At 59.8% G+C, this 26,409-nt stretch carries 18 protein-coding genes, 4 tRNA genes and 3 pseudogenes; 6 read left to right on the top strand and 19 right to left on the bottom strand.

All coding sequences use genetic code 11. The features are described from left to right. Positions 1–3: 3 nt before the first annotated feature. From ACZ89R_RS10365 to ACZ89R_RS10405, 9 genes are all read right to left on the bottom strand, one after another. Entirely contained in the window at positions 4–1,224 is a 1,221-nt protein-coding gene (locus ACZ89R_RS10365; RefSeq protein ID WP_429545853.1) for an AAA family ATPase, read from the bottom strand. After that, the gene (locus ACZ89R_RS10370; protein WP_429545852.1) at positions 1,218–1,712 is read right to left on the bottom strand and encodes a TadE family protein; all 495 of its coding nucleotides are present in this window, start codon (positions 1,710–1,712) and stop codon (positions 1,218–1,220) included. The genes ACZ89R_RS10365 and ACZ89R_RS10370 overlap by 7 nt, the downstream gene beginning before the upstream one ends. Beyond that, positions 1,712–2,191, bottom strand: coding sequence for a TadE/TadG family type IV pilus assembly protein (locus ACZ89R_RS10375; protein WP_429545851.1), 480 nt, complete (start codon positions 2,189–2,191; stop codon positions 1,712–1,714). The genes ACZ89R_RS10370 and ACZ89R_RS10375 overlap by 1 nt, the downstream gene beginning before the upstream one ends. 12 nt (positions 2,192–2,203) lie before the next feature. Then, a complete protein-coding gene (locus ACZ89R_RS10380; RefSeq protein WP_429545850.1) occupies positions 2,204–3,541 on the bottom strand; it encodes a Tad domain-containing protein in 1,338 nt (445 codons plus the stop codon). A gap of 75 nt (positions 3,542–3,616) precedes the next feature. Continuing rightward, positions 3,617–4,432: a Flp pilus assembly protein CpaB gene (gene cpaB / locus ACZ89R_RS10385; protein ID WP_429545849.1), complete on the bottom strand. Its 816-nt coding sequence runs from the start codon at positions 4,430–4,432 to the stop codon at positions 3,617–3,619. 15 nt (positions 4,433–4,447) lie between these two features. Next, entirely contained in the window at positions 4,448–5,782 is a 1,335-nt protein-coding gene (locus ACZ89R_RS10390) for a P-loop NTPase family protein (RefSeq protein ID WP_429545848.1), read from the bottom strand. Between the two features lie 2 nt (positions 5,783–5,784). Beyond that, positions 5,785–6,315 (bottom strand): A24 family peptidase, encoded by a 531-nt coding sequence (locus ACZ89R_RS10395; protein WP_429545847.1) that lies wholly within the window; start codon positions 6,313–6,315, stop codon positions 5,785–5,787. Between the two features lie 27 nt (positions 6,316–6,342). Further along, the gene (locus ACZ89R_RS10400; RefSeq protein WP_237886532.1) at positions 6,343–6,540 is read right to left on the bottom strand and encodes a Flp family type IVb pilin; all 198 of its coding nucleotides are present in this window, start codon (positions 6,538–6,540) and stop codon (positions 6,343–6,345) included. A 147-nt stretch (positions 6,541–6,687) separates the two neighbouring features. Further along, complete coding sequence (locus ACZ89R_RS10405) at positions 6,688–6,885, bottom strand: Flp family type IVb pilin (protein ID WP_429545846.1); 198 nt, start codon at positions 6,883–6,885, stop codon at positions 6,688–6,690. Positions 6,886–7,293: 408 nt separating this feature from the next. On the opposite strand from ACZ89R_RS10405, the gene ACZ89R_RS10410 reads away from it, so the two are divergent. Then, the gene (locus ACZ89R_RS10410; RefSeq protein WP_429545845.1) at positions 7,294–8,160 is read left to right on the top strand and encodes an AraC family transcriptional regulator; all 867 of its coding nucleotides are present in this window, start codon (positions 7,294–7,296) and stop codon (positions 8,158–8,160) included. Positions 8,161–8,232: 72 nt separating this feature from the next. On the opposite strand, the gene ACZ89R_RS10415 is transcribed toward ACZ89R_RS10410, so the two are convergent. The 4 genes from ACZ89R_RS10415 to ACZ89R_RS10430 all read right to left on the bottom strand — a co-directional run bounded on the left by ACZ89R_RS10415 (position 8,233) and on the right by ACZ89R_RS10430 (position 8,645). Beyond that, positions 8,233–8,308 (bottom strand) — tRNA-Gly (locus tag ACZ89R_RS10415). A gap of 3 nt (positions 8,309–8,311) precedes the next feature. After that, positions 8,312–8,387, bottom strand: a tRNA-Glu gene (locus ACZ89R_RS10420). A gap of 104 nt (positions 8,388–8,491) precedes the next feature. After that, positions 8,492–8,567: transfer RNA gene (locus ACZ89R_RS10425), tRNA-Gly, on the bottom strand. A 2-nt stretch (positions 8,568–8,569) separates the two neighbouring features. Next, positions 8,570–8,645 (bottom strand) — tRNA-Glu (locus ACZ89R_RS10430). 396 nt (positions 8,646–9,041) lie between these two features. Here ACZ89R_RS10430 and ACZ89R_RS10435 point away from each other — a divergent pair. Beyond that, entirely contained in the window at positions 9,042–9,800 is a 759-nt protein-coding gene (locus tag ACZ89R_RS10435) for a hypothetical protein (protein ID WP_185022054.1), read from the top strand. Between the two features lie 70 nt (positions 9,801–9,870). On the opposite strand, the gene ACZ89R_RS10440 is transcribed toward ACZ89R_RS10435, so the two are convergent. The 4 genes and pseudogenes from ACZ89R_RS10440 to ACZ89R_RS10455 all read right to left on the bottom strand — a co-directional run bounded on the left by ACZ89R_RS10440 (position 9,871) and on the right by ACZ89R_RS10455 (position 14,452). Then, positions 9,871–10,752 carry a methyl-accepting chemotaxis protein gene (locus tag ACZ89R_RS10440; protein WP_476241495.1) on the bottom strand — a complete coding sequence of 294 codons (882 nt, stop codon included), beginning with the start codon at positions 10,750–10,752 and terminating at the stop codon, positions 9,871–9,873. Continuing rightward, positions 10,732–11,835, bottom strand: a pseudogene (locus ACZ89R_RS10445) (HAMP domain-containing protein); the annotation flags it as partial. The gene ACZ89R_RS10440 and the pseudogene ACZ89R_RS10445, both read right to left, overlap by 21 nt. A 178-nt stretch (positions 11,836–12,013) precedes the next feature. After that, positions 12,014–13,393, bottom strand: coding sequence for an aminotransferase-like domain-containing protein (locus tag ACZ89R_RS10450; RefSeq protein WP_429545844.1), 1,380 nt, complete (start codon positions 13,391–13,393; stop codon positions 12,014–12,016). A 297-nt stretch (positions 13,394–13,690) separates the two neighbouring features. Beyond that, positions 13,691–14,452, bottom strand: a complete 762-nt coding sequence (locus tag ACZ89R_RS10455) for an SDR family oxidoreductase (protein WP_201060620.1) — start codon at positions 14,450–14,452, stop codon at positions 13,691–13,693. A gap of 236 nt (positions 14,453–14,688) precedes the next feature. On the opposite strand from ACZ89R_RS10455, the gene ACZ89R_RS10460 reads away from it, so the two are divergent. Further along, complete coding sequence (locus ACZ89R_RS10460) at positions 14,689–15,693, top strand: NADP-dependent oxidoreductase (protein WP_123494632.1); 1,005 nt, start codon at positions 14,689–14,691, stop codon at positions 15,691–15,693. A gap of 114 nt (positions 15,694–15,807) precedes the next feature. Here the strand turns inward: ACZ89R_RS10460 and pyrF are convergent, their stop codons facing one another. Then, entirely contained in the window at positions 15,808–16,506 is a 699-nt protein-coding gene (pyrF, locus tag ACZ89R_RS10465; RefSeq protein ID WP_008011684.1) for an orotidine-5'-phosphate decarboxylase, read from the bottom strand. A gap of 292 nt (positions 16,507–16,798) precedes the next feature. Between pyrF and ACZ89R_RS10470 the strand changes: the two genes are divergently transcribed. From ACZ89R_RS10470 to ACZ89R_RS10480, 3 genes and pseudogenes are all read left to right on the top strand, one after another. Further along, on the top strand, positions 16,799–17,557 hold the full coding sequence (locus ACZ89R_RS10470) for a response regulator (protein ID WP_429545843.1): 759 nt from the start codon (positions 16,799–16,801) through the stop codon (positions 17,555–17,557). Then, positions 17,557–18,609, top strand: a complete 1,053-nt coding sequence (locus tag ACZ89R_RS10475) for a sensor histidine kinase (protein ID WP_429545842.1) — start codon at positions 17,557–17,559, stop codon at positions 18,607–18,609. The genes ACZ89R_RS10470 and ACZ89R_RS10475 overlap by 1 nt, the downstream gene beginning before the upstream one ends. A 78-nt stretch (positions 18,610–18,687) precedes the next feature. Further along, a pseudogene (locus ACZ89R_RS10480) lies at positions 18,688–18,840 on the top strand (histidine kinase); the annotation flags it as partial. A gap of 352 nt (positions 18,841–19,192) precedes the next feature. On the opposite strand, the pseudogene ACZ89R_RS10485 reads toward ACZ89R_RS10480, so the two are convergent. Further along, a pseudogene (locus ACZ89R_RS10485) lies at positions 19,193–26,303 on the bottom strand (retention module-containing protein). Between the last annotated feature and the right edge of the window lie 106 nt (positions 26,304–26,409).

Consider the following 26,409-nt stretch of genomic DNA (forward strand, 5'->3'; position numbering starts at 1 on the left):
GGGTCATCCCCCGAAAAAACGGTTGAAGGCGCGTTTGAGTAAGCCTTTGTTCCCGGCTACTTGTTGACCGACCAGGTCCTCGGTCATGTCGCGCAGAGCAGTAGTAATAGCCGCCCTCGGCGCATGCAGCCCCAACGGCACGCCAGTGTTCTGACTCTGGCTGACCAGGTTGAAGTCGTTGGGTAATTTCGACAGATTGGTGCAGCGCAGCGCCTCGCCGATGTCTTTGAGGCTGATGGGGGCTGCCTTGTCATAGCGGTTGACCACTATCTGCATTTGGTCCCCGCGCACACCCAGGTCATCGCGAAGAATCCGCACCAGAGAGCTGGCATCGCGCAGATGACTGACACTCTGCTGCACCACCACGTACACCCGATCCACCTGTTCCAGCACCGAGCCGGTGAGATGGTCGATTTGCCGCGGAAGGTCGATCACCACCCAGTCGTAGCTGGCGCGGGCCAGTTTCAACAGGGCATCAAGCTGTTCGGGCTGGGCATCCTGTGGCAGACACAGCTCACCGGCCCGGCCACCCAGCACATGCAAGGTCGGGCTGAAGTGACTGCAAAAACCGCGTAACGCGACACTGTCCATGCCCTCGATCTGCGCCAACACCTCCAGATGGCTGTGCGACTGCGCCACATCCAGATAATGCGTGACACTGCCAAATTGGAGGTCCATGTCCAGCAACAGGGTGCTGCCGCCCTTGACACTGAGTTGTTGAGCCAGGTTGCAAGCCACCAGGGTTCCGCCGGAGCCGCCCTTGGCGCTCATCACGGCGATCAATTTCCCTTCTGCCCCGCTGCCGGTCCGAACCTCTGTGACCAGACGATTCAAGGCGGCGACCAATTCTGTCTCGGCGATGGGCTCGGGCAACACGTCACGGGCTCCGGCCTGCATCGCCAGGCGCATGGCTTCCTGTTCGCTCAGCAGACCGCACACCAACATCGGCGGACGCTCATGGGCTGGATGCTGCAACAGCGCCGCCAGCTCCTCGCGCCACAGATGGCTGACGCGCAACAGCAGCAGATCAGGCATCCGGTCCAGGCCATAGAGCGGGTCGACATGGCCGTTGCTCACCAGGCGAGTGCTCACCTCCAGGCAAGGCATGCGTTGGCAGACGCTCTGCAGATCGCGCAAAGAGGTGGCATCGCGGCTGCTGATCAGCAACCGGAGCCCAGCTTTGCCGGTCGAGGTGGCGACTGGAGTTTCCTTGGTATTCAGCATGGTGTGATCTCCCCGGAATCGGAATGACGCCCAAGGCTTTCGCGTGGCAACGTTGCCCTGAATGTGGGCAAGGTAATGGGCACGCCGAACCCGGGAATGAACAGATTGAAAACGAAGTTTTGCAGGCTCAACTGGACATAGCGGATGGCACGAAAGCCATTGCTACCGCTCGTATCGCCGGGGTTGGCGACCAAAGCGCCGTTGGCATCCAGGTAGGTCAGCGTCAGGTTGTTGGTGGTCAAGTCGGTGATCAGCTGGCTGGTACCGGCGTCGGTCGCGGCATTGAAGATCGCCCGTCGCAAAACCACCGGATCGCTGATGTTGCACACGGCCGCCAGGCGTGCACCGCGCCGTGCGGCTTCATCCAGCGCATTGACCGTGAAGTACAGTCGGCCCATCTCCAGCACGGCGAACAACAGCGTGAATACGAGCATACCGATGATGGCGAATTCCACGACATAGGTGCCGTGCATGCGTTTGCGATTCATCACAATGCCCTCATGACAGTGGTGGCGACCAGCGGAATGCTCAGCGCAATCGGATTACCGAAGAAACCCGGAATCGCTCCGGTGCAATTGCCACTGCCAATCACCGGGCAGAACGTATAAGTGATGGTGACCCGCACATGGTCCAGGCCCACCGCGGCGACCTCCACCATGCTGGTCGTCAACCCTGACACCACTGCGGTCCCGGTATTTGCAGGCACGCCATAGACCGCGACATTTCTCGTCTGGGCCTTCAGCGCATCGCTCAGAGCGACAGCGCCAAGCGTCGAGTTCCAGGCCTGGCTGGCGACGAAACGGTCGGCATCACGGCTGGCCTGCAGCAACACGTTGTAGTGGTAGAGCATGCGGCCGAACTCGCCGAAAGCCAGCAACAGCAGGAGCAACAACGGCAGCACGAGGGTGAACTCGACCAAGGCCAGGCCTTGCTGGCGCTGCGACTGTTTAAACGCGTGAAGTCTCATGACGCCCCCTCCCTACGAGTCAGTGCTCGGAGTGCCGCTGTTGAGATAGGTTTTGTAGAGCTGGATGATCTGTGGGCCGGAATCGGTCGTCGGTGTCGGGCCGGGCACGTTGTCGCCTTCGCACTCTTTCACAAACTGTCCGAAAATCTGCGCCTCCGTGCCGCCGCCGTTCATGGGCTGCACCACGAAATAGCAGCCAAAACCCAGGACAGGGATCGAGGTTGAACCGCCCTGTTTCCCGGTGCATTCACCCACCACGATTTTCAGCATCCGGCGCTCGAACACTCCATTGCTCTCACAGCCGCTGCCGGTCCCTGCCACGCACGCGGCCACGCTGGCACGCCAGTCGTTGTAATCCATTATCGCCTCGCCACCTGCCGTAAGATTGCCATCGCTCGATGTGACAGGCTGCCCCTTGTATTGCGCTTGTGCCGGGGTAACTGAATCGTTGTAAGTAATCTGAGGGTTGCTGGACGCGGTCACCAGGTCTGGCGGGTAATTCGAAGCACTGACCGGACCGTTGTAGATGCCAAAGCGCGTATTCAGACCTTGAGACGCAGGGCCGACCATGTTGCCGGGAGAGGTCTGGACGTTCTCTCCCACATTGCGGCAGACCGAGCCGCCTCCAGCCAGATCCTGCCTGACCGTACTGCCGCCCGAGCCGAAATCGAGCAACTGGAAGTTGCCTGGGCCAATGGCGGACGAATTGCCAGCCGCCGACTTCAATACCTGCAAATCACCAAACTGGAAGCCCCAGAACATACCGGCGTCAGGGTCGTATTGGGTCGCATCGCCACAGATCATCAACGGGGCGAGATCACATGGGCTGGTAGGGCTGGGGCCAGCAGTGGCGATCGCCGCCACCGCTTTGTCTCCCAGCACACCGAATGACTGAACGAAGCCCCAGAAAAAACCTGTCAGACTATAGTTCGATACCGATACCCGAACGTATTTGGCATTCGTCGGGCCAGGAAAAGAGAATGTGCCATAGACGCTGTCGGACAGTTCCACTACCGCAAATGCACCTGGATTACCGGCGACAGCCGTGGACAATTCGTTGTTGCCGGTGGCATTGGCATTTTGCAACAGCGTATTGAGCGCGGCAGATCGCGTCGTGCTGGCAAAATTGGTAGCGCCTGCTACCTGGCTCAAGGTTTTGGCGCCACTCAGGGCGGCGGCGTCCACCGCATTCTGCAGGCGTGTTTTGTTCAGCAACATGTGTCCGCCGTCCAGAGCCAACGCCGCCATCATCACCATCGCCGCCAACGCGATCACCATCAATACGCTCACCGAACCTTCCTGGCGCCTTGGCGTCGCAGTGAACGGCTGCTGAATTCGAAGATTCATCATCAAGCCCTCATTTACCGAAACTGATCCGGATCGGCTCCGCCAATACCTGGGTGTCCAGGCGCCTGTTGCGTTCTGTCAGCGAATGTTGACTACTTTGGTTTCGATCCCGCGGATAATGGTGATAGCTCCGCCACGCTCGCCACTGCTGCGCTGCACCACGCGTTTTGGCGCCGGGGCAGCGGCCATCGCCATGACCGGTGCCGCAGGTGCAGGCGCAACGGTCGCGATTTTCTTCTGGTCGTTCAGCGGATTGCGTAAGGTCAGTTGCAATTTGCCTTCCGTTTGTGCGGTAACCAGGGTTTCAGCCTCTGCAGTCGTCATTTCCAGCGTCACTGCGCGCACCACCACCGGCTGGGTCTTGTCGGTACCTGCGGTCTGGTCCACCGCCAACACCCGCAAGTTCTCGAGGATGGTCTTGGACACAGCGTTATTGCCGGCGCCATCAGTTTTTTTAGTCGCCAGCACATCGACCCGGTTACCGGGTAACAGGAACCCACCCACGCCGACCACATCGTCTACGCGTACCGATATGGCACGTTTGTCTGTCGCAATCAGCGAGGCCAGGGTACTGCCGCCCAAATGCTCGCTCAGGCGTGCGCCGCGCATCACGTCGCCCCGCAAGATGTCGAACGTTGCGATCTTGCCCACGGCCTTGTCGGTTGAATCGAGCGCATCGTCCGGAATTGTGTCCATCGGCATGCGTACGGTCGTGACTTGCTGAGCCTCGACCATCTGCCCGAAGGGAATTTCTACCGTGGCGACCACCACACTTCGAAGGTGATCATCCGGGGTGGCATTGAGCCGTGCGCTCAGCCAGGAGTCGGCCATCCATGCGGCCCCAAGGCCCATGACCAGGGAAATGCCTATCAGGGAAACAGTACGAGAGCTCATGTCAGTATCTCCGCTTCAAAGAAAGTCGAGCTGGACGAAATAGTTGTGCCAGGCCCATTCCAGCTCCTGCGGCGACAGGGCTCCGGAACCGCCCAGGTAACGCTGACGGTCGAGGGCCATGTTCAGGAGATCGCGGGGGTGGCAAGGCACCAGGGGCATGCCTTCACTTGCATAAAGCCTTTGCAGTACATAACGCAGCAGCAGCGGGTCAAAAGGAATGCCCAAACGCTCGCTTTCCTGACGCCAGATCTTTTCGTACTCCTCAGGCTTCAGGTAACCGAACTGCAGCTTGTAGCCAATCCGGCGCAGGAAGGCTTCATCGGCCAGCTCCAGCGGATTGAGGTTGGTGGAAAACACCAGAATCAAATCGAACGGCAGCTCGCAATGCCGACCGCCGCCCAGGTTGAGGAAGTCGCGCTTCTCTTCCATGGGTACGATCCAGCGATTCAACAGCTCGGCCGGAGCCATGCGCTGGCGTCCCATGTCGTCAATGATGAACAAGCCATTGCTGGCCTTGAGCTGCAAGGCCGCCTGGTATTGACGGGTGTAGGGGTCATAGCGAACGTCCAGCTGTTCCATGCTCAGCTCGCCGCCCGTAATGACAATCGGGCGTTTGCAGCACAGCAGACGACGGTCGATCCCTTCGTTGAGCATCAGACTGTTCGGTTGGCTGTTGTCATCCAGGCGCTGATGCACCTGCGGATCATAAATCTCGATCACCGACTCGTTGATGACGATGGCATGAGGCACCCAGATCGCTTCAGCGAACAGACGAATCAGCCGACTGCTCACATACGTCTTGCCGGTACCCGCGGGGCCGTAAATCATGATCGCGCGCCCGGAGTTCAGCGCCACACCCAACTGATCGAGCATCCCTTCCGTGAGCACTACGCCCGCGAGGGCCCTGTGCATATCGTCGGCGTTGATGCGACCGTGGTGAATGGTCTGGATTTTGATCAGGGAACGGTAAGTACTCACCGGGAAAGGTGCCGCACCGATATAGCCGCTACGTGACAGGGCATCTCGGGCGGCACTGCGACCCCGTTCGGTCAGGCCATAACGCAGCATCTGCCCACTCGTGGTTTGCGGCCCCATCTGGCCCAGCACTTCGACACGGCCGTCCTTGCGCAGAAACGCCAGGACCTCCTCTAGTACAGCGCCGGTCAGTGCCAGGCGCTCCACCAGCCGCGACATGTCCAGCACACCGGCGTCATGCAAATGCTTGCACACCAGCTCACCGAGAAAACTGTCGGTCAGACCGGTTTCGCGGATGGTGCATGGCTGAGGCGCCAGTCGTTGCACCGCGTCCCTATCGCTGGGGTAGGCATCACTATCGACGATGACGTGCATGACTAAGCTCCCAATCCACCGGCAACGAGTTGCCAGTAGACGCTGTTTAAAGTGCCGATCAGAATGGCGATCGAATAAGGAAAAGGTTTGCCGGCTACTTCATCCGAAGCAGGCGCCAGATAGGACTGCGCCCTCAGAATCAGCCGATAGCGGCCCAGGGTTTGAAATAATTGACCGCGGAACAGCACGATCAGTAAACCGCAGACACCGCCGGCCATCAGGCTGAACAAGGCAGCCCACAAAGCGAAATGAACCGGTAAAAAACTGCCGACCATGGCCATTAATTTGACATCACCGGCGGCCATGCCGCCCACGGCGTACATCGGCAGAAACAGCCCAAAACAGATCAGGATGCCCAGCAGGCTGTCACCCAATCCGCTGATACCACCTGAATAAGTCTGACCGACCAATCCCAGGGCAAGGCCCAATAGAACCAGCATGTTGGGAATACGGTGGCGAAGCAGATCGCTCACCACCGCGACGCCCAGCAGTCCTAGCAGTACAACTGTCGACACCAGCAATTCCATGGACATGGCGCGTCTCCCGAGTGCGACTTATTGTTATGGGCAGGCGTTCCCACCATTGACCGCGGTGCACAGCGCTGTGATTTTGGTATTCACCTGGCCTCCGAGTGTTACGAACGCGGCAGCAACAGCTACCGTAATCAGCCCACCCGCCACTGCGTATTCCACAATGGTCAGACCGTCTTCGTCTTTGACGAACTTCAGTACTGAAGCCTTGATTGTTTGCAGAGTCATTTCGATCACTCCAGCGGCCATGCCGCTCATTACGTAAGTTGGCAGGGACAACGCGAAGCCCATCAAGAAAGTGCCCGGCGCCCTATCAGAAATAAGGCAACCAGAGGTTCTGTGGGCATCGCCGCGTCTCCCGAGTGCGACTTATTGTTATGGGCAGGCGTTCCCACCATTGACCGCGGTGCACAGCGCCGTGATCTTGGTATTGACCTGGCCTCCAAGTGTCACGAACGCTGCGGCAACAGCTACCGTAATTAACCCACCGGCCACCGCGTATTCCACAATGGTCAGGCCGTCTTCGTCTTTGGCGAACTTCACTACCGAAGCCTTGATTGTTTGCATGATCATTTTGCCCACCTCACTCGAATGTTGTTTTTTCGGAGGCAGTGCGTTCTGCTCTGCCTGGATGCAACACTAGTCAGGGGCAAGGCATAGGCGTTAGGAAGATTTTGCACATCACTAGGACTTTTTTGCGGGGATGCCCAACTGCCGTTTATTGGCTTTTGGAAGGAACGGCAGGACAAAAAAAAGGAAATGACTTGCGAATGCGATTGCCGTTGATTCACAAGCGACGAGCGGTTGGGGCTCGGGACATCGATCCACGCTAACAAACAACTGGGTGTAACGGCTTTGCAACGAAATATAGAGCGTATAGAACTAAAGTATCAGTTCTTTATAAGCATTTAATCTGCAAAGTCAGTACACGTTGACAATACTACTCACCGAGAACGGCATGAAGAACCGCAGAGTAGAGACATGACGTCCAATTTGACCAGAAGGCCATCGCTACTGTGGTTCGATCTGACCCACGATCATTCCACGAAGGAACTCATCGCGCAGTTCGAGGGTGCCTGCGACTGCAAATTGGCGAAAAATTCCGCGTTGCCCATCGGGGAACAGGCGGACATGATCTGCGTCCATTTTGATCGCCCCGACACACCAGGCTTGAGGCTGTTGCTGGAGATCAAACGCACAACGCCCACCATTCCGATCACCATGTTCACTGTGCAGCACTCGGAAGAACTGGCGGTATGGGCCATGCGTTCCAGTGTCTGGGAATACATGGTGCTCCCGCTCTCAGGCACTGAGAGAAAGCGCTATCTGACAGCAGTGGTGCAGCTGTGCGAGTTGCGCAGAAATGCCAACGGCCAGGGCCAGACATCGCTGATCGATCACTCCCCGACCTTGCCGGACAGCATCCGATTGACCTCGGGGCACCAAAAACACCAGGCGTTGAGCCACGTCATGCTGTACATCGACCAGCACTTTCGCGACAGCATTGATCAGAGGGAGTTGGCGAAGCGCTGCGGCATGACGACCTTTCGTTTCAGCCGCCTGTTCAAGGAAGCCAATGGCGTTGGTTTTACCGATTACATCCTGAACAAGCGCATGAGCTTCGCCAAACAACTGCTCGACAATAGCCAGATGCCTATTACCAGCATCGGCTATGAAGCCGGCTTCAAGGACCCGTCCTACTTCGCTCGCGCCTTCAAGCAGTTCGTCAACTGCACACCCAGCGAATACCGTTTGACCTGCCAACTCAGAGCGGTGGCAGCGCAACCGGCGCTGGAGGATACAACCGCTGAAGTGCTCGAAAGCCTGGTACAGAGCCTCGGAAGTTGAGGCGGTTTTTAGGCCCGTGACAAATAACGCGCATAAAAAAACGCCGCTCAATGAGCGGCGTTTTTTTGAATTTGGAGCGGGAAACGAGACTCGAACTCGCGACCCCGACCTTGGCAAGGTCGTGCTCTACCAACTGAGCTATTCCCGCAAATGGCGTCCCCTAGGGGACTCGAACCCCTGTTACCGCCGTGAAAGGGCGGTGTCCTAGGCCACTAGACGAAGGGGACACGCTGCCCGGAACACATGGTGTGTGTTTCGGTGCCCAGATCCGCATCCGAAGATTAGGTTCTGGTTTCACTCAGCCCTGCCCGAAAGCAAAGCCGTTTAAAACTGGAGCGGGAAACGAGACTCGAACTCGCGACCCCGACCTTGGCAAGGTCGTGCTCTACCAACTGAGCTATTCCCGCATTGGCGTCCCCTAGGGGACTCGAACCCCTGTTACCGCCGTGAAAGGGCGGTGTCCTAGGCCACTAGACGAAGGGGACACACGTACAACATTCACTCCTTACCGCGTTTCGCTGTGTGCTTTACGCTGTAAGTGGCGCGCATTCTATGGATGGATTGAGGGGTCGTCAACCCCCAGATATAAATTTATTTAAATCAATGACTTCGCCCTGCTTTCAGCAGCGATTGAGGCTTTTCCGTCGACTGACCTTTGGCGCCTATATTCTGGCATCCAGCAAGGCGCTATAGTCCCGGCCCGGATGATGGCAATGTGCACCTCGCACGCTATTTACTTATCTATGCAGCGTTACGGCCGATATAAGCAGAGCCATTGCCGATTCAACTCGTCGAGCGACCCTAGGCGCCCAAATGCCAAGCTACTACACTCGACTCGCACGCGAACCCTAATAAAAGAGGTCTTACCGGTGACACCACTCATGATCACCCTGCTAGTCGTAGCCGGGATCGCACTATTGATCGCCATTGGCTACATGAACCATGTGGTGGAGAACAATAAGCTGGAAAAGGCCCGCACCAAGGTTGAACTCAATGACCGCCTGCGTCGCTGCGGTGAAATCACCGAGACCTTCCCCGGTCAGTTGATGACACCGACCCTCAAGCTGCTGTTGACCCGTCTTGAATTGAACGTCTGCCAGCGCTTGCTGAACCTGGAAAAATCCAACAGCACCTTAAAGGCACGGATTGCCGAGCTGAGTGCCCTCGTCGCCCAAGGCGAATCGATCCCGGTCAACAACCCGCCGGCACCGATCCAGACTGAAGCCAAAGCCAAAGACGTGCGCTTTTTGCTCGAAGCCCTGCATGGCCAGATCACCCGCGCGGCACAGGACGGTTTCCTGCCGCCCAACGAAGCCAAGCGCTGGATCCGTGAAGTGCGCCACATCCTGGTCCTGCTGCACATCGAATTCTTCAACAACCTGGGCCAGCACTCGCTGCAGCAGAACCAGCCCGGCCAGGCTCGTCTGGCCTTCGAACGCGGCGTGCAATACCTGCGCAAACAGCAGGAACCGCAGATTTACGCTGAACAGCTGGAATACCTGGAGAAACTCCTGGCCCGCGCCAACGCCCAGGTCATGGACAAGATCGCTCCGGTGGAAGGCGAGATGAACCAACTGACTGAAGGCCTCAAAGACGTTGAGGCTGACGCCGACTGGAAGAAAAAAGCGATCTACGACTGATCATGCCAATGCTGAAAAGCCACCGGGTCAGGTGGCTTTTTTTTGCGTCGGGATTGATGGAGGGCAGCGCTTACAACCTGAAGTGCCCCACCATCCCCTTCAGTTCAACCCCCAGCTGCGCCAACTCAATACTCGACGCGGCATTGCCCTGCATCGCCAGCGACGACTGATCCGCACTGGCGCGGATACTGGTGACACTGCGATTGATCTCCTCGGCCACTGAACTCTGCTCTTCCGCAGCCGCTGCGATCTGCTGGTTCATCTGCTGAATCAACGACACCGCTGTCGCAATGCTCCCCAACGCGCTCTCGGTTTGCAATGCATCGCTCACCGCCAGCTTCACCAACTCGCCACTGTTCTGAATCTGCTGCACCGACGACTGCGCCGCCGAGCGCAAGGCACTGACCAGCCGTTCGATTTCCTCGGTTGATTGCTGGGTTCGCTTGGCCAATGCCCGAACTTCATCGGCCACCACCGCAAAGCCCCTGCCCTGCTCGCCGGCCCGCGCTGCCTCGATGGCCGCATTGAGCGCCAACAGGTTGGTTTGCTCGGCAACGCTTTTGATCACGCTGAGTACCGTGCCAATGTTCTGGATTTCCGCGCTGAGGCTTTCGATGCTGGAACTGGCCGAGGTGGCCGAGTCCGCCAATTGTTCGATCCGCACCATGCTCTGACGCACCACCTGCTGACCGCTCTCAACCTTGCCATCGGCAGTCTGCGCCGCCTGGGCAGCCTCTTCCGCGTTACGTGCGACATCGTGCACCGTGGCGGTCATCTGATTCATCGCGGTGGCGACCTGCTCGGTTTCTTCCTTCTGGCTGCTGACCTCAAGATTGGTCTGTTCGGTTACCGCCGACAACGATTGAGCAGAGCTTGCCAACTGTTCGATACCGGCCTGCAAACCACTGACGATACTGCTCAGCCCTGCGCCCATTTGCTGCATGGCTTGCATCAACTGGCCGATCTCGTCACGGCGGGTCACTTCAATCGTTGCACTCAAATCGCCCGCGGCGATCTGTTGAGCAACACCAATGACGCTGCGCAGCGGCGCCACGATCAACCGGGTGATCACCCACGCAGCAATCAGCCCCACCAGCAAGGCCAGTGCCGAAGAACCGATGATCAACAGCGAGTTCTTTTTCAGCTCTGCCTGCATCGACAGGTCTTCGGCAACGTAGGCCTGATCCACCCGTTCCACCACTTGAGCGGCGCGCTGGTGGAGTTGTTCGTAGACGGTTTTTTCCTCTGCCAACAGTCCGGTGTACTCGGCAAGTTTTTCACTGAAACCGGCGATGTGACCGGACACTTCATTGAGGACAGTCTGGTAGCCCTCATCCTTGATCGTGGTTTTCAGTTGCTCGGCCTGAGTCAGCGCCTGATCGGCCTGCTCGATCTTGCCCTGCCCGCCGCTGTCGTCGCCCTTGCGGCTCTGGTCCAGCCGTACGCGTGCTTCGTTCATGGCCTGCAACATCAGCCGTGCAACCTGGCTGACCTGATTGGCTTGTTCGATGAATTGCGCGCCATCCTTGCCCTCGGATTCCTTCAAGGTATAGGCACCATCATCGGCGAGCCCGGCCTGCAGCACGTCCAGGTTATTGGCCACGCTGGACACCGACCAACTGGCCATTTCCAGTGCCAGGTCCTTGGCCTGACTCAGCGAGACAAACTCGTCAAAAGCCTTGCGATAGGCCCCCAGAGATTGCTCGACGTCATTCATGACCGGCACGTTGGCCGCTGACTGGGCCTTGAGCTGGGTCGCCAGAGCGATCAGAGCGTCCACCCCGGCGCGCAAGGCGTCCGCGGTTTTCGGATTATCGTGCAAGGCGTATTCCTGCTCGAGCAGGCGAACCTTGAGCAAACCGCTGTTGAGCGACGACATCTGCTTGAGCCCGTCGAAGCGCTGACTGATGGTTTGCAGGGACCATACGCCGATGGCCGCTACCAGTGCGGTCAACAGCAGCACCAGTACAAACCCGACACCCAGTTTTTTCGCCATACCGAGGTTGGCAAAACGTCCTTGCACGGCCGAAATCATTGCGCGTAGTCCCCTGCCATTGTCTGTTGATGCAGATTCGCAACGGGCTTGTGCCAACACAAGTCTCTGGCTGCGGAATAATGGCAAAAAGCTACGCCCGCGTCGCTTTCAGAACGCTCGAGGTCGATCCTCAGGGTCTGTTGACGTTTGGCAGCGCAACGCGGTTCGTCACCAAACGTCAACAGACCCTGGCGGTGGCCTGAAAAAATGCCCGGGCGCGAGGATCACAGGCATAAGCTATGTTGATCCGCTGCCAGTCATGAGCCTGGCCGGTCGGACTGAACGCCGTCGGGCAAGACAGCAGGACACCGAAGCGCCGAGCCTGAGTGCGCACCTGAGCATAGTCAGCGTTGCGCGATCGCGCCCAGATGAACAGGCCGCCAACCGGTTTGCCGAAAACCTCCCACTCCGCGTCTTCGAGGACCTGCAAGGCTGCTTCCCTGCCAATACTTAAACGCTGGCGCTGACGCTGCACCAATTTGCGGTAGGCACCGCTGGCCAACAGACTCGCCAGCACCGACTCGCTGAACCGTGAAGCGCCCATGCTGCTGATCATCTTGACCTGCGCCAGTCGCGAAATGACATCGGCACTGGCCACTACAAAGCCAACCCGCAACGAACTGCTGAGAGTTTTGGAGTAGCTGCCGACGTAGATCACGTTGTCATCGATGCCCAGTGCCGCAAGGCGTGTGCCGGGACCGCTGTGAAAATCCGCATAGACGTCGTCTTCGATCACCCGCACGCCATGGTTTTTGGCCAGTTGCAGGACCTGCTGAGCCACCCCCGGGGTCAAACTGCTGCCCGTGGGGTTGTGATAAAAGCTGTTGATGAACAAGCCACGGGGTTTGTACTTCATCAGCACTGCCTCGAGTGCTTCGGTGTCTGGCCCGCGCGGGGTTCGTGGCACCTCGATCATGCTGACCCCGTGCAGCCTGAGCAGATCGAACAGCATCGAATAACCGGGACTCTCCACCACCACGCAATCGCCCGGTTTGAACAGCGTGCGCACAATCAGATCGAGCCCATGACTGGCCCCTGCCGTGGTCAGTATTCGGCTTTCATCCACCTCGATACTCAGTTGTTTCAACCGCTTGAGGATCTGCTGGCGCAAAGCAGGCAGGCCCAGCGGCGTGCTGTAATTGAACAACCCGGCCATGTCGGTGCGGCTGACCTGGCGTATGGCGTAGCTCAGGTCGTCAGTCTCGCGCCAGCTTTCGGGTAGTCCGCCGCAACCCAGTTTCAGTTCCTCGACATGGCCGCCTTGCTTCTCCTCAACCCCTTCGAACCAGGGAAGATCGCGTTGCTCCTGAGTGGCCAGCACCGTTGCCGCGACAAAGAAACCCGCCCCGTTACGCGTCTCCAGTACCCCTTGAGCCACCAGCCGTTCACAGGCCTCGACGACACTGGATTGACTGAGCAGATTGGTCCGCGCGATTTGTCGCACGGAAGGCAAACGCCCCCCCGGCGTCACCTCGCCGCGACGGAGCCAGTCGGCCAATGCGTCGACGATTTGCTGCACGACAGGCACCAATGCCTGTCGATCGATTCTCAACTCCATGAGCAAGCAAACTCCTGTCCGTTTTGCGGGGAACAGTTAATCACAGGAGCGCTTCAGGGGATGTGCGACAACGCCGTCAAAACCCTCGGTTCTAACCATTTGAAACACAATGATTGGCGTCTTCACGGAACCGGCGCCAATGTGTGTAGTGCAGAGAAACCTGTGGCGAGGGAGCTTACTCCCGCTTGAGGGCGTAGCACTCACAAGATTTTGGGGCCGCTACGCAGCCCAGCGCGAGCAAGCTCGCTCGCCACAAAGATTGTGTTTGCCTGAATCCCTGTGGCGCGACGTAAAACATTAAAACGCCGTGACCCCACCATCCACCGCCAGCGAATGACCGGTGGTGAATGCCGCGCCATCGCTGCACAGGTACAGCACCGCGCTGGCAATTTCTTCGACCTTGCCGATACGCCCGACCGGGTGCATGGCATTGGCGAACTCGCCCTTCTTCGGGTCCGCTTCGTAGGCTCGGCGGAACATATCGGTGTCGATCACTGCCGGGCACACCGCATTCACGCGAATCTTTTTCTTGGCGTATTCGATGGCCGCCGATTTGGTCAGGCCGATCACCGCGTGCTTGGAGGCTGCGTAAATGCTCATCTTCGGCGCAGCGCCCAGACCAGCGACCGAAGCGGTGTTGACGATCGCGCCACCGCCCTGGGCCAGCAGCAACGGCAACTGATACTTCATGCACAACCAGACGCCTTTGACGTTGACGCCCATGATCGCGTCGAACTCATCGATCGTGCCGTCGGCCAGTTTGCCTTTCTCGATTTCGATACCGGCATTGTTGAAGGCATAGTCGAGACGGCCGTAGGTATTCACCACCTCGTCCATCAGATTTTTTACATCGCTTTCCACCGTGACGTTGCAGCGCACGAAGGTCGCTTCACCGCCGGCGGTGCGAATCAGCGCCACAGTGCCTTCACCACCGGCCGCGTCCAGATCGGCGACCACCACTTTCAAACCTTCGGCGGCGAACGCCAAAGCGGTCGCGCGGCCAATACCATTGGCTGCGCCTGTCACAACGGCAACCTGGCCAGAAAACGTCATGCTCATTGTTATGTCCTCGGAGGGAAGAATGCAGGGGATCGCGTGTGGCCAGTCTAGTCACAGGGGCGTATGGCGCGGCAGCACTATCAGAAGGCCGGTTGGGCACCCATGAGTTGCAGTGATAGAACGGGCGCCATGACTATCACCGCACTGGATCGATGTGCATTCGCAGCGTCAGCCAACCTTGCGACATCGCCCATGAAGGTCTATCAACAAGACTTCATTCATCTTGAGTGCCTGTCATGACTACCCAGACCAATCGCCAGTTCCTGCTCGCCAAACGTCCCGTGGGGCCGGCCACCCGTGAAACATTCACCTATCAAGAAGTACCGGTCGGCGAACCGGCGGCGGGTCAGATTCTGGTCAAGAACGAATACCTGTCCCTGGACCCGGCCATGCGTGGCTGGATGAACGAGGGTAAGTCCTACATCCCTCCGGTCGGCATTGGCGAAGTGATGCGTGCATTGGGCGTAGGAAAAGTCATCGCTTCGAACAATCCGGGTTTCGCCGTGGGGGACTACGTCAACGGCGCCCTCGGTGTGCAGGATTACTTCCTCGGCGAGCCACGAGGTTTCTATAAAGTCGATCCGAAACTGGCACCGCTGCCGCGTTATTTATCCGCGCTGGGCATGACCGGGATGACCGCCTACTTCGCCCTGCTCGATGTCGGCGCGCCGAAAGCCGGTGACACCGTGGTGCTGTCGGGCGCGGCTGGCGCGGTGGGCAGCATTGCCGGGCAGATTGCCAAGATCAAAGGCTGCCGGGTGATCGGCATTGCCGGCGGCGCGGACAAGTGCAAATTCCTGATTGACGAGCTGGGTTTTGATGGCGCCATCGACTACAAAAACGAAGATGTACACGCTGGCCTCAAACGCGAGTGCCCGAAAGGCGTCGACGTGTATTTCGATAACGTCGGCGGCGATATTCTCGATGCCGTGCTGAATCGTCTGAACATGAAGGCGCGGGTGGTGATTTGCGGTGCCATCAGCCAGTACAACAACAAAGAAGCGGTCAAAGGCCCGGCCAACTACCTGTCGCTGCTGGTCAACCGCGCCCGGATGGAAGGCTTTGTGGTGATGGATTACGCCGCACAGTTCGGTGCTGCCGGGCAGGAAATGGCCGGCTGGATGGCCAAGGGGCAGCTCAAGAGCAAGGAAGATATCGTCGAAGGACTGGAAACGTTCCCGGAGACGCTGATGAAATTGTTCAGCGGCGAGAATTTCGGGAAGTTGGTGTTGAAGGTTTAACCCATGTGGGAGCGAGCCTGCTCGCGATAGCGGCGGATCAGACAACATTTATGTCGACTGACACTCCGCAATCGCGAGCAGGCTCGCTCCCACATTTGGATCTTCAGCGTTTGGTTAGGCGAGTTCGGCAACAACTGCCGCCAACGCCTTCGCCGGATCCGCCGCCTGGCTGATCGGGCGGCCGATCACCAGGTAGTCGGAACCAGCCTCCAGCGCCTGACGCGGGGTCAGGATGCGGCGCTGATCGTCCTGGGCGCTGCCCGCCGGACGAATCCCCGGGGTCACCAGTTGCAGCGACGGGTGCGCGGTTTTCAGTGCCCGGGCCTCCAGGGCCGAGCAGACCAGACCGTCCATCCCGGCTTTTTCCGCCAGCGCGGCCAGACGCAGCACCTGCTCCTGCGGCTCGATGTCCAGACCGATACCCGCCAGATCCTCACGCTCCATGCTGGTCAGCACGGTCACGCCGATCAACAGCGGTTTCGGGCCGCTGCGCTGATCGAGCACTTCACGGCAGGCAGCCATCATGCGCAAACCGCCGGAACAGTGCACGTTGACCATCCACACGCCCATTTCCGCGGCGGCCTTGACGGCCATGGCGGTGGTGTTCGGAATGTCATGGAACTTGAGGTCCAGGAACACTTCGAAGCCTTTGTCGCGCAAAGTGCCGACGATTTCCGAGGCGCAACTGGTGAACAGTTCTTTACCGACTTTGACCCGGCACAGCTTCGGGTCCAGCTGATCGGCCAGCTTCAGTGCGGCGTCACGGGTAGGGAAATCCAGGGCGACGATGATAGGCGTCTGGCAGGCGGACATGAGTGGGCTCTCAGGCAAGTCGAAATCGGCGCGCATTGTAGCGGAACCAGCGCCGCTGCGGGACCCGGTGATCGGTAATTCGTCATCGCGGCTTAGACAAGACTAGCTCCTGCGGCAATTGTGTCGAGTTCGGTACACACACGACACGCCCACAACACCCTTCAACGCTACCCTCGGCAGCCGCAACAGGTCCTACAGCACTTCCCGCCTCACGGCCGGACGCCTATGCTGAAGCCACAACCTCGCAGCCTATCTTTGTGGTTGGCAGCCTATCTGGCAGATGAACGCACGCATGCACAACTCCCCAGCACCTCTGAACGACGATCGAAAAGCGCCGGCCGACGATAAACGCTGGAGCATTCGCGCCCTGATCGTCGACGATGACGTCCCGATCCGTGAACTGATGATCGACTACCTGGCCCGGTTCAATATCCACGCCAGCGGCGTCACCGATGGCGCTGCCATGCGTCAGGCGCTGCAAGCCGAGCATTTCGACGTGGTGGTGCTCGACCTGATGCTGCCCGGCGAAGACGGTTTGTCGCTGTGCCGCTGGTTGCGCGCCGAATCGGACATCCCGATCCTGATGCTCACCGCCCGCTGCGAACCCACCGACCGGATCATCGGCCTGGAACTGGGCGCCGACGACTACATGGCCAAGCCATTCGAGCCGCGGGAACTGGTCGCACGGATTCAGACCATTTTGCGTCGGGTACGCGACGACCGCACCGAACAACGTGCGAATGTTCGCTTCGACACCTGGCGCCTGAACAGTGTGCTGCGCCAGTTGATCGCCGCCGATGGCCTGGTGGTGCCGTTGTCCAATGCTGAATTCCGTTTGCTCTGGGTGTTCATCGAACGTCCGCGCCGGGTACTCAGCCGCGAACAACTGCTGGACGCCGCCCGTGGTCGCTCGATCGAAGCGTTTGATCGCAGCATCGACTTGCTCGTCTCGCGCCTGCGCCAGAAACTGGGTGATGACCCGAAAGCCCCACAACTGATCAAGACCGTTCGCGGCGAGGGTTATCTGTTCGACGCACGAGACATCGGCTGATGCGTACGCGCTTCGATACGCTGTTCGGCCGCCTGTTTGGCGTGCTGCTGCTGGCGATCGTACTGGCGCACCTGTTGGCGTTCTTCTGGTTCAGGCATTACGGTCCACCGCCTCCCCCGCCTGCGCCGTCGGAATTTTCCGAGCGCTTCGACGGACAACGCCCACCACCCGACCCGCGCTTCGGCAACCGGCCGCCACGGCCGTGGTTCGGCGGGCCGCTGGTGCCGCTGACCTTTCAGTTTGTCTCGCTGATCATCGCCGCCTGGTACGGCGCCAAGCTGCTGACCCGCCCGATTCAACGCCTGAGCGACGCCGCCGAGCGCCTGAGTGAAAACCTCGATAGCCCACCGCTGGATGAGTCAGGCCCACGGGAAGCGCGGCAAGCGGCGCACACCTTCAACCTGATGCAAAAGCGCATTCTTGAACAGGTGCAGCAACGCTCGCGGATGCTGGGCGCCGTGTCCCATGATCTGCGCACGCCGCTGTCGCGGCTCAAGCTGCGGCTGGAACAGATCGACGATGACAAGCTGCAAGGCCAGATGCGTCAGGACCTGAACGACATGATCAGCATGCTCGACTCCACCCTCACCTACCTGCACGAACAGCGCACCAGCGAGGCGCCACAATGGATGGACGTGCAGGCGCTGGTGGAATCCCTCAGCGAAAACGCCCAGGACCAGGGTTCCAATGTCCAGGCCAGCGGCCATTGCGCCCCGTTGCAGGTTCAGCCGATGGCCCTGCGCTCGTGCATCAATAACCTGCTGGACAACGCCCTGCGTTATGCCGGGGACGCGCTGATCACGCTTGAGGACAGTCGCGCGGAACTGGTGATCCGGGTCATCGACCATGGCCCGGGTATCGCGGCGGATAAACGTGAAGCGGTGTTCGAGCCATTCTTTCGCCTGGAAGGTTCACGTAATCGCAACTCCGGCGGCGTCGGCCTGGGCATGACCATCGCGAGGGAAGCCGCAGAGCGGTTGGGTGGGCAGTTGAGTCTGGAAGAAACTTCCGGTGGCGGCCTGACGGCGGTCATCCGCCTGCCGCGCGTCTAAATCACACACAAATCCAATGTGGGAGCGAGCCTGCTCGGGATAGCGGTGTGTCAGGTGACATCAATGTTGACTGTGCCGGCCTTGCAAGCCGGCCGCGAGCAGAACACTGACAACTCCACCGATCAGTTCAGCGTGACCGAAGCGCTGAACAAAATGATCGCCAACCTGAGCAAGCAGTACTCGCTCGACAACGTGGCGACCGTGGGTAAATACCTGAACGAGGCGACCTGAGTCAGAAGCTTCGCGGGCAAGCCTCGCTCCTACTGATGTGCAGGGCACTGATGCCACGTACCCCCGTAGGAGCGAGGCTTGCCCGCGAAGAGGCCCTAAGCCCCAACAAAAAACCAGGACCGGATATCTGAATCCGGGCCTGGCTTTTTTGCTTCAGGGGCACAGGGTTGGTAGATCAAAAGATCGCAGCCTTCGGCAGCTCCTACGCGCGATTGTGCTCAACCGCGATAGGGCGGTGAACACCGAATCTGTAGGAGCTGCCGAAGGCTGCGATCTGTTGACTTTCAAAACCCCAAACAACAAAAAGCCCACCATTTCTTTCCAAAGAAATGGCGGGCTTTGTACTTTCAGATCACACCGTATCCACCTTCAACGAATGGTCATTGAGCATGCCGTTGATGATCGTCGCCGTATCCGCGCCGCCGGCAATCACCCCGCCCGCCCCGGGGGTGACGCCGTAGTGGCTGGCCAGGTTCACGCCGGCAAGGTCGATGGTCTGGTTCGGCGTAGCGCCGGCCATGGCGCTGACGTCGATGCTGGTGATGACCGATGCGCCGCTGCCGCTGACGGTGAAGTGCAGGTAGTCATCCAGCGATGCCGCGGTGCCGTTTTCTCCTTGCAGCAGTTGTGACAGGTCGAGTTTGTCGGTGCCTGGGGTGAAGTCGGTGATAACGTCGTGGCCGCTGTTGCCTTTGAGCCACTGGAAGGTGTCGGCGCCGCTGCCGCCGGTGAGGGTGTTGTTGCCCAGGCCACCGATCAGGAAGTCGTCGCCGCCCCCGCCGTTGAGCACATCGTTGCCCAGACCGCCGTTGATGATGTTGCTGTTGTTATCCCCCATGAGGCTGTCGTTGAAGTTCGAGCCGGTGAGGTTTTCGATGCCGGTCAGGGTGTCGGTGCCCGCGCCAAGGGTGTTTTGCGCGGTAATCAGGCTCAGGTCGGCGATGACCCCGGCGGTGGCATGGGCGTAGCTCGCGGTGTCGTTGCCGGTGCCGCCATCGAGCAGGTCATTGCCCGCTCCGCTGAACAGCAAGTCATTACCGGCGCCACCGTGCATTTCGTTGTTGCCTCCACCTGCGGTGAGTACGTCGTTGCCGTCGCCGGCATTGATGACGTTGTTGCCAGCTCCCGCCACCAGTACGTCGTCACCTGAAGTGCCGGTCAGCGTATGGCCGTCCTGATAGCTGATGGTCACATTGGCCGAGTCGCTGCCGCCGTGGTTGTCGTTGGCGGTGTAGGTGCCGTGGAAGTCCGGTGTGCTGTCATGAGCGCCGGCGTAGTTGACGGTCATGGTCAGTTGGTAATTTTCCGAGCCCTTGCCGCTGTTACCCGGACCACCGTCGTCGATGTTGGTGATGTGGATCTGGTACGTGCCGTCCGCAGAAGCGGTGATGGTCTGGCCGTCAGCGATGGCAATGAAAGCGCCGCCGTTGACCGAGTACTCCATGGTGACGTGACCGGCCGCCAGGTTGTGGTCCAGGTTGAGGGTTTCACCTTGCTTGAGGTTGACGGTGATCTGATCCTCGTCGTTGGTATTGTTGTTGCTGACCGCCCCCAATGCCCCGCTGACTACCAGTACCGCGGTCATGGCTGCCGTGTTGGCGACGAATGCGCTGCGGGCGATGGTCACTGCCTGGTTGTTTCCGGTGAAACTGAAGTTCGGGTTGGTGCCGGTAAAGTCCGCGCCCTTGAGCACCCACCCGGTATTGAAGGTGGTCGGCGATGCCGTGAGCGCATCACCATTGACGTCGCTGTCGTTGGCCAGCAGCAGCTCACCCGGCACCACAATGCTGCCCGACAGAATATTGGTGATGACATGGTCATCGACCGCCACCGGTGGCGTGTTCGGAATCACGTTGATCACCAGCGTGGAGCTGGCCAGATCGCCGTCGTTGTCGCTGACGGTGAAGCCGATGTTTTCGGTGATCACCGCCGTCGTGGTTTTCTGCGAGAGGTAGGTGTACTCGCCAGTATCGAGGTTCACCAACAGCGTGCCGCTGTCATCGGTGGCGATGCTCAGGGTGTTATTGGCGGTGTTGAACGTGCCGTGGTTGGCGCCACCGCTGAAGCTCAGCGAACCCTGATTGCTGTTGGCTTTCGGGTCATAGGTGTAGGTGGTGCCGTCAACCGTGAGGGATTTGATGAAGCCGCCATCGGCACCGAAGGTACCGCCCTCGCCCAGCAAGGAACCGGTGACCGGCGCACCTTGTACGGTGCCCGAGAGTACCGAGTCGAGTTGATTGAGGTCGGTCACCAGCACGGCGTTGGTGTCGGTGTGCGTGCTGCCGTCATAGGCCACTGGATCGAGACTGTCGTTACTGACGCCGCTGCCCAGGCCGATGGCGTAGTTGTTGATGTCATTGGCGTCGAGGAAGGCTTTGAGCGCGGCCTCGTCCGCGGGGCCGATGTCGCCTTCGTTGGGTTTGCCATCAGAGAAGAAGTAGCCGACGTTCTGCGCCCCCGGTAAGTTTGCCCGAGGTGTTGAACGCGGTTTGCATGGCCGCCACGGCTGCGTCGTAGTTGGTGCCGCCGCCCTCCGTCAGCGTAGCGATGATCAACTTGGCGGTCGCCACATCGACCCACACCGAAGTCTGGTCCGTGGCGCTGCTGCTGAAGGTGACGATCTGCACTTTCACATCACCGAGATCGTCGTACTTGTCGAGCAATGTGCTGATTGCCTGCTTGGCCAGGTCCAGTCGCGACAGACCCGATACGCCGGAAGGGTCGACCATGCTCCCGGACACGTCGATCACCAGCAGCACGTTGGAATCGATCTGCACCGCGGGCACCGAACGGTCCGAGGCGAAGGCGGTGGGCACGTCATCGACAATGCTGACCACAAGGGTGCCCGTGGTGCTGTTGCCCACGGCATCAGTGGCTGTGTAGGTAAAGCTTTCGTTCAGGGTGTTCGCGCCGTCATTGGCGTTGGGCGAAGTTTTTGGCGCAGAGGTCAGGGTGTAGGTGTAGCTGCCGTCGGGGTTGAGCAGGATCTGCCCGTAGGTTCCGGTGGCGCTGCCAACCAAGGTGTAAGTGATGGCTCCGCTGGCGCCGGTGACTGCACCGACCAATGTCCCCGAACCGGTTTCTCCCGTGTTGCCAGGCTCGCTGCCGATGACCGTACCCGCCGCCAGGTCCTGCCCGTTCCGGGTCAAATCCAGGGCTTTTTCGTAGACCGTCACGTCGGTATCGGAGACCGTTACGAGGCAGTTGTTGGACACGTCGATGGTCAGGATGGTGGTGCTTTCATCGCCGTCCGCATCGCGCACGGTATAGGTGAATATATCGGTGGCGCCCGCCTCGCCGACCGAGTTCGGATTGCTGTGGTACACGGCGTTGCCGCTGGCATCCAGCGTCAGGTAGCCGTAGGTGCCGTTGATTTGCGTGTTCAAACCGCCGATGGCCGAAGTCGAAGTGTCGCTGCCTGCGCGCACGCCGACCACGGCACCTCCCACTGCCGGGCCGTCAGCACCGAGCACATCGTTGTGCAACACGTTGCCGCTGACCGTACCGCCCTCTACCACCGCGACTGAATCGCAGTAAGCAGTCGGCACGTCATCGATGATGGTGATCACGATGGTACTGGTGACGCTGTTGCCTAGAGAATCGGTGGCCTGATAGGTGAAGCTTTCGCTCAGGGTATTCGGTCCGTCGTTGGCATGGGGCGTGGTCGCGGGTGCGGACGTCAGGGTGTAGGTATAGCTGCCATCCGGGTTGAGCAGGAGTTGCCCGTAGGTGCCGGTGGCGCTGCCGACCAGGCTGTAAGTGATCGCGCCAGTGGCGCCGGTGATGGAACCGACCAGCGTGCCGGAAGCGGTTTCGCCGGTATTGCCAGGGTCGCTGCCGGTGACGGTACCCGCCGCCAGGTCCTGGCCATCCCTGGTCAAATCCAGCGCTTTCTCCTGAACCGTCACGTCGGTATCGGGAGCCACTACCAGGGAGCAGTTGGACACGTCGACGGTAATGGTCGTGGTGCTTTCATCGCCGTCGCCATCGCGCACGGTGTAGGTGAACACGTCCGTAGCGCCCGGCGCGCTGACCGAGTTCGGATTGCTGTGGTACACGGCGTTGCCGTTGGCATCCAGCGTCAGGTAGCCGTAGGTGCCGTTGATTTGCGTGTTCAAACCGCCGATGGCCGAGGTCGAGGTGTCGCTGCCGGCGCGCACGCCGACCACTGCACCACCCGACGCAGGGCCGTCGGCGCCGAGCACATCATTACCCAACACATTACCGCTGACGGTCCCGCCCTCCGCCACCGCGACTGCATCGGCGTGAGCGGTGGGTACGTCATCGACGATATTGATCACGATAGTGCTGGTGACGCTGTTACCCAAGGGATCAGTCGCTTGATAGGTGAAACTTTCACTCAGGGTATTTGGCCCGTCGTTGGCGTGGGGCGTGGTCGTGGGTGGGGAGGTCAGGGTGTAGGTGTAGCTGCCGTCGGGGTTGAGCACGATTTGCCCATAAGTCCCGGTGGCGCTGCCGACCAAGGTGTAAGTGATCGTGCCAGTGGCGCCGGTAACCGAGCCCACCAACGTACCGGAGCCGGTTTCACCAGCATTGCCCGGCTCGCTGCCGATGACGGTGCCTGCTGCAAGGTCCTGGCCATCCTGGGTCAGATCCAGGGCTTTTTCGTTAACCGTCACGTCGCTGTCGCTGGCCGCTACGAGGGTGCAGTCGGCCACGTTGATGGTGATGGTCGTGGTGCTTTCGTCACCGTCGGCATCGCGCACAGTGTAGGTAAACACATCCGTGGCCCCCGGCGCGCTGACCGAGTTCGGGTTGCTGTGGTACACGGCATTGCCGTTGGCATCCAGAGTCAGGTAGCCGTAGGTGCCGTTGATTTGCGTGTTCAAGCCACCAATAGCCGAAGTCGAGGTGTCGCTGCCGGCGCGCACGCCGACCACTGCACCACTGAGCGCCGGGCCGTCGGCGCCACCGACGTCATTGTTCAGCACGTTGCCCGAGGCCGTTGCGCCCTCGTCGATCGTGGCGAGATCAGGGTTGGCGGTGGGCAAGTCATCGACGATGTTGACGTTGATCTGACCCAATGCCGTGCTGCCATCGACGTCGGTGGCAACGACGTCGAGGTTCTCGGTGATGCTGTTGGTGCCGTCGGCGTTCGGATGGGTTTCGTTATCCGTCAGGGTGTAGCTGTAGCTGACCACGCCGGTGGTGCTGTTGAAACCGGTGATGGTCAGCGTATTGCCCAGCGCGGTGACAATCGATTGCGGGAAGCCTGCGGCCACGCCACCGGTGACTACCGCGATACCGCCCACGGTCAGGGTTTGCAAACCGTCGAGGGCGGTGACGGTGAAGGTGCCGCTTTGGGTCAAGGCAGGTGTGTTGGGGCTGGTGCCGTCGCTGAGGTTTTTCTCATAAACGTTGAGTTCACCGCCGTTGACGTTCAGGCCATCGAGGGTCACTGGGTCATCGTTGTTATGGATGTTCAGCACCAGCGTCGCGGTGCTGGTATCGCCATCGGAATCGGTGAGGGTGTAGACGAAATTCTCGGTGCCGTTGCCCCCGCCATTCAAGGCTTTGAAGTCCGCATCGCTGGTGTTCAGGGTGTAGGTGTAGGTGCCGTTGGGGTTGAGTACCAGGGTGCCGTAAGTCCCGTTGAACGTACCGCCGATGATCGGCCCGCTATCGGGGCCAGCAGGAATGCGGTCGGCGCCCTGGATGTCGTTGGGCAGCACGCTGCCGGTTAACGTCAGCAGGGTTTCCGAGGCGGTATTGGCATTAATGTCGTCCACGGCTTGTGGCACGTCATCGACGATATTCACATCGAGAATGCCGTGGGCGGTGGTGCCATTATCGTCCACCATGGTTACCGCAAATTGCCCGGCGAGTCTGTCGGCGCCGCTGGTATCCGGATGCGCGTCGTTAGCGTTGAGAGTAAAGCTATAAGTGATCACGCCGGTGGCACGATCAAACCCGGTAATGGTCAGCGTATTGCCCTGCGGCGTGACGAACGATTGCGGGAAGTCTGCAGCCAGACCGCCAAGCACCACGTTGATTGCACCTACGCTAAGGGTTTGCACGCCGTCTGGCGCCGTGATGGTGAAAGTGCCGCTCCGGGTCAGCGCCGGTGCATCGGGGTCACTGCCGTCAGCGAGGTTTTTCTCGTAAACAGTCAACTCGCCGCCTTCGGCATTCAGCCCACCGATGATCACCGAGTCATCGTTGTTGTGAATCTCCAGCACCAGGTTCGCGGTGCTGGTATCGCCGTCGGCATCCGTCAGGGTGTAGATGAAGGTTTCCGTAGCGCTGCCGCCGCCGTGCAAGGCTTTGAAATCCGCATCGCTGGTGTTCAGGGTGTAGGTGTAAGTGCCGTTGGGGTTGAGCACCAGCGTGCCGTAAGTCCCGTTGAACGTACCGCCGATGATCGGCCCGCTGTCGGGACCGGTGGCAATGCGGTCGGCGCCCTGGAGGTCGTTGGGCAGCACGCTGCCGGTCAGGGTCAGCAGGGTTTCCGAGGCGGTATTGGCGTTGGTGTCATCAATGGCTTTGGGCACATCGTCAGTGATGTTGACGTCCAGCGAACCGGTGGCGGTATCGCCGTTGCTGTCACTCGCGACCACGGTGAACTGTTCGCTGAGGTTGTTGGCGCCGTCGCCAGCCGAGTGCGTTTCGTTGCCGACCAAGGTGTAGCTGTAACTCACTACGCCGGTGGCCGGGTTATAGCCGGTAATCGTCAGGGTGTTGCCCAATTGAGTGGTGATCGACTGCGGAAAACCGGTGGGCACACCGCCACTGACCACGTTGATCCCGCCGATGTTCAGGCTGGTCAGCCCGTCAGCGGCAATGACTATGAAGGTGCCGTTTTGAGTCAGCGCTCCGGGGTTGCTGGCCGAACCGTCCGCCAGGTGGGCTTCATTGAGGGTCAGTTCGCCCCCCGCCGCCGCCAGGCCAATGAGAGTGACCGGGTTATTCGGTGCATCGCCGCTATCGCCATTGTCTGGATCAGTATCCCGACGCTCCAGGAGGAATTCGGGAATACCGTTGAAGCCCGCGGTGGGGAAACCAATCGTGGGATCGACCCGGCCCCCCACTTCCTCCAGCAACACAAAACTGTGACCACCGCCCAATCCACCCGGCGCGCCCGAGCCCGGTCCGGCGGCAGTGGCTTCGCCTGTTTGAGTCGGGTCGGCGCCGGCGGCAATGGCTTTTTGCAGCTGCTCGACATCAGTCAGTTGCGCCTGGCTCGGCGTCACCGCCTCAGAGGTCTCCACATGCGGGACCTGATGCGCCAGTAACTGGGCCGTCATCTGCAGGCTGCTGTCACGTCCCAGGGTCAGTTCCTGGCCATTTTGCAGCTGCACCGCCACCGCGCCTTCGGCCCCGGTGACCAGCTGCTCGCCGGCAAACAGCCGATCGCCCTCGACCAGGGTGCGTCGGGTGCCATCACCCGCCACTGCATACACCTGACCGATGACTTTACTGACGATACCGATGAGCGTTGCCATGTGCATTTCCTCCGCTGCCAACTGCTGTCGGCATCCTGTTTGCGCGAAGAACGTGCCCATGGTTCAAGCAGGTTGGCCTGATGGATCGTTTGCCGAGAAAGCGTTT

The sequence above is a fragment of the Pseudomonas sp. TE3728 genome (assembly GCF_056279145.1).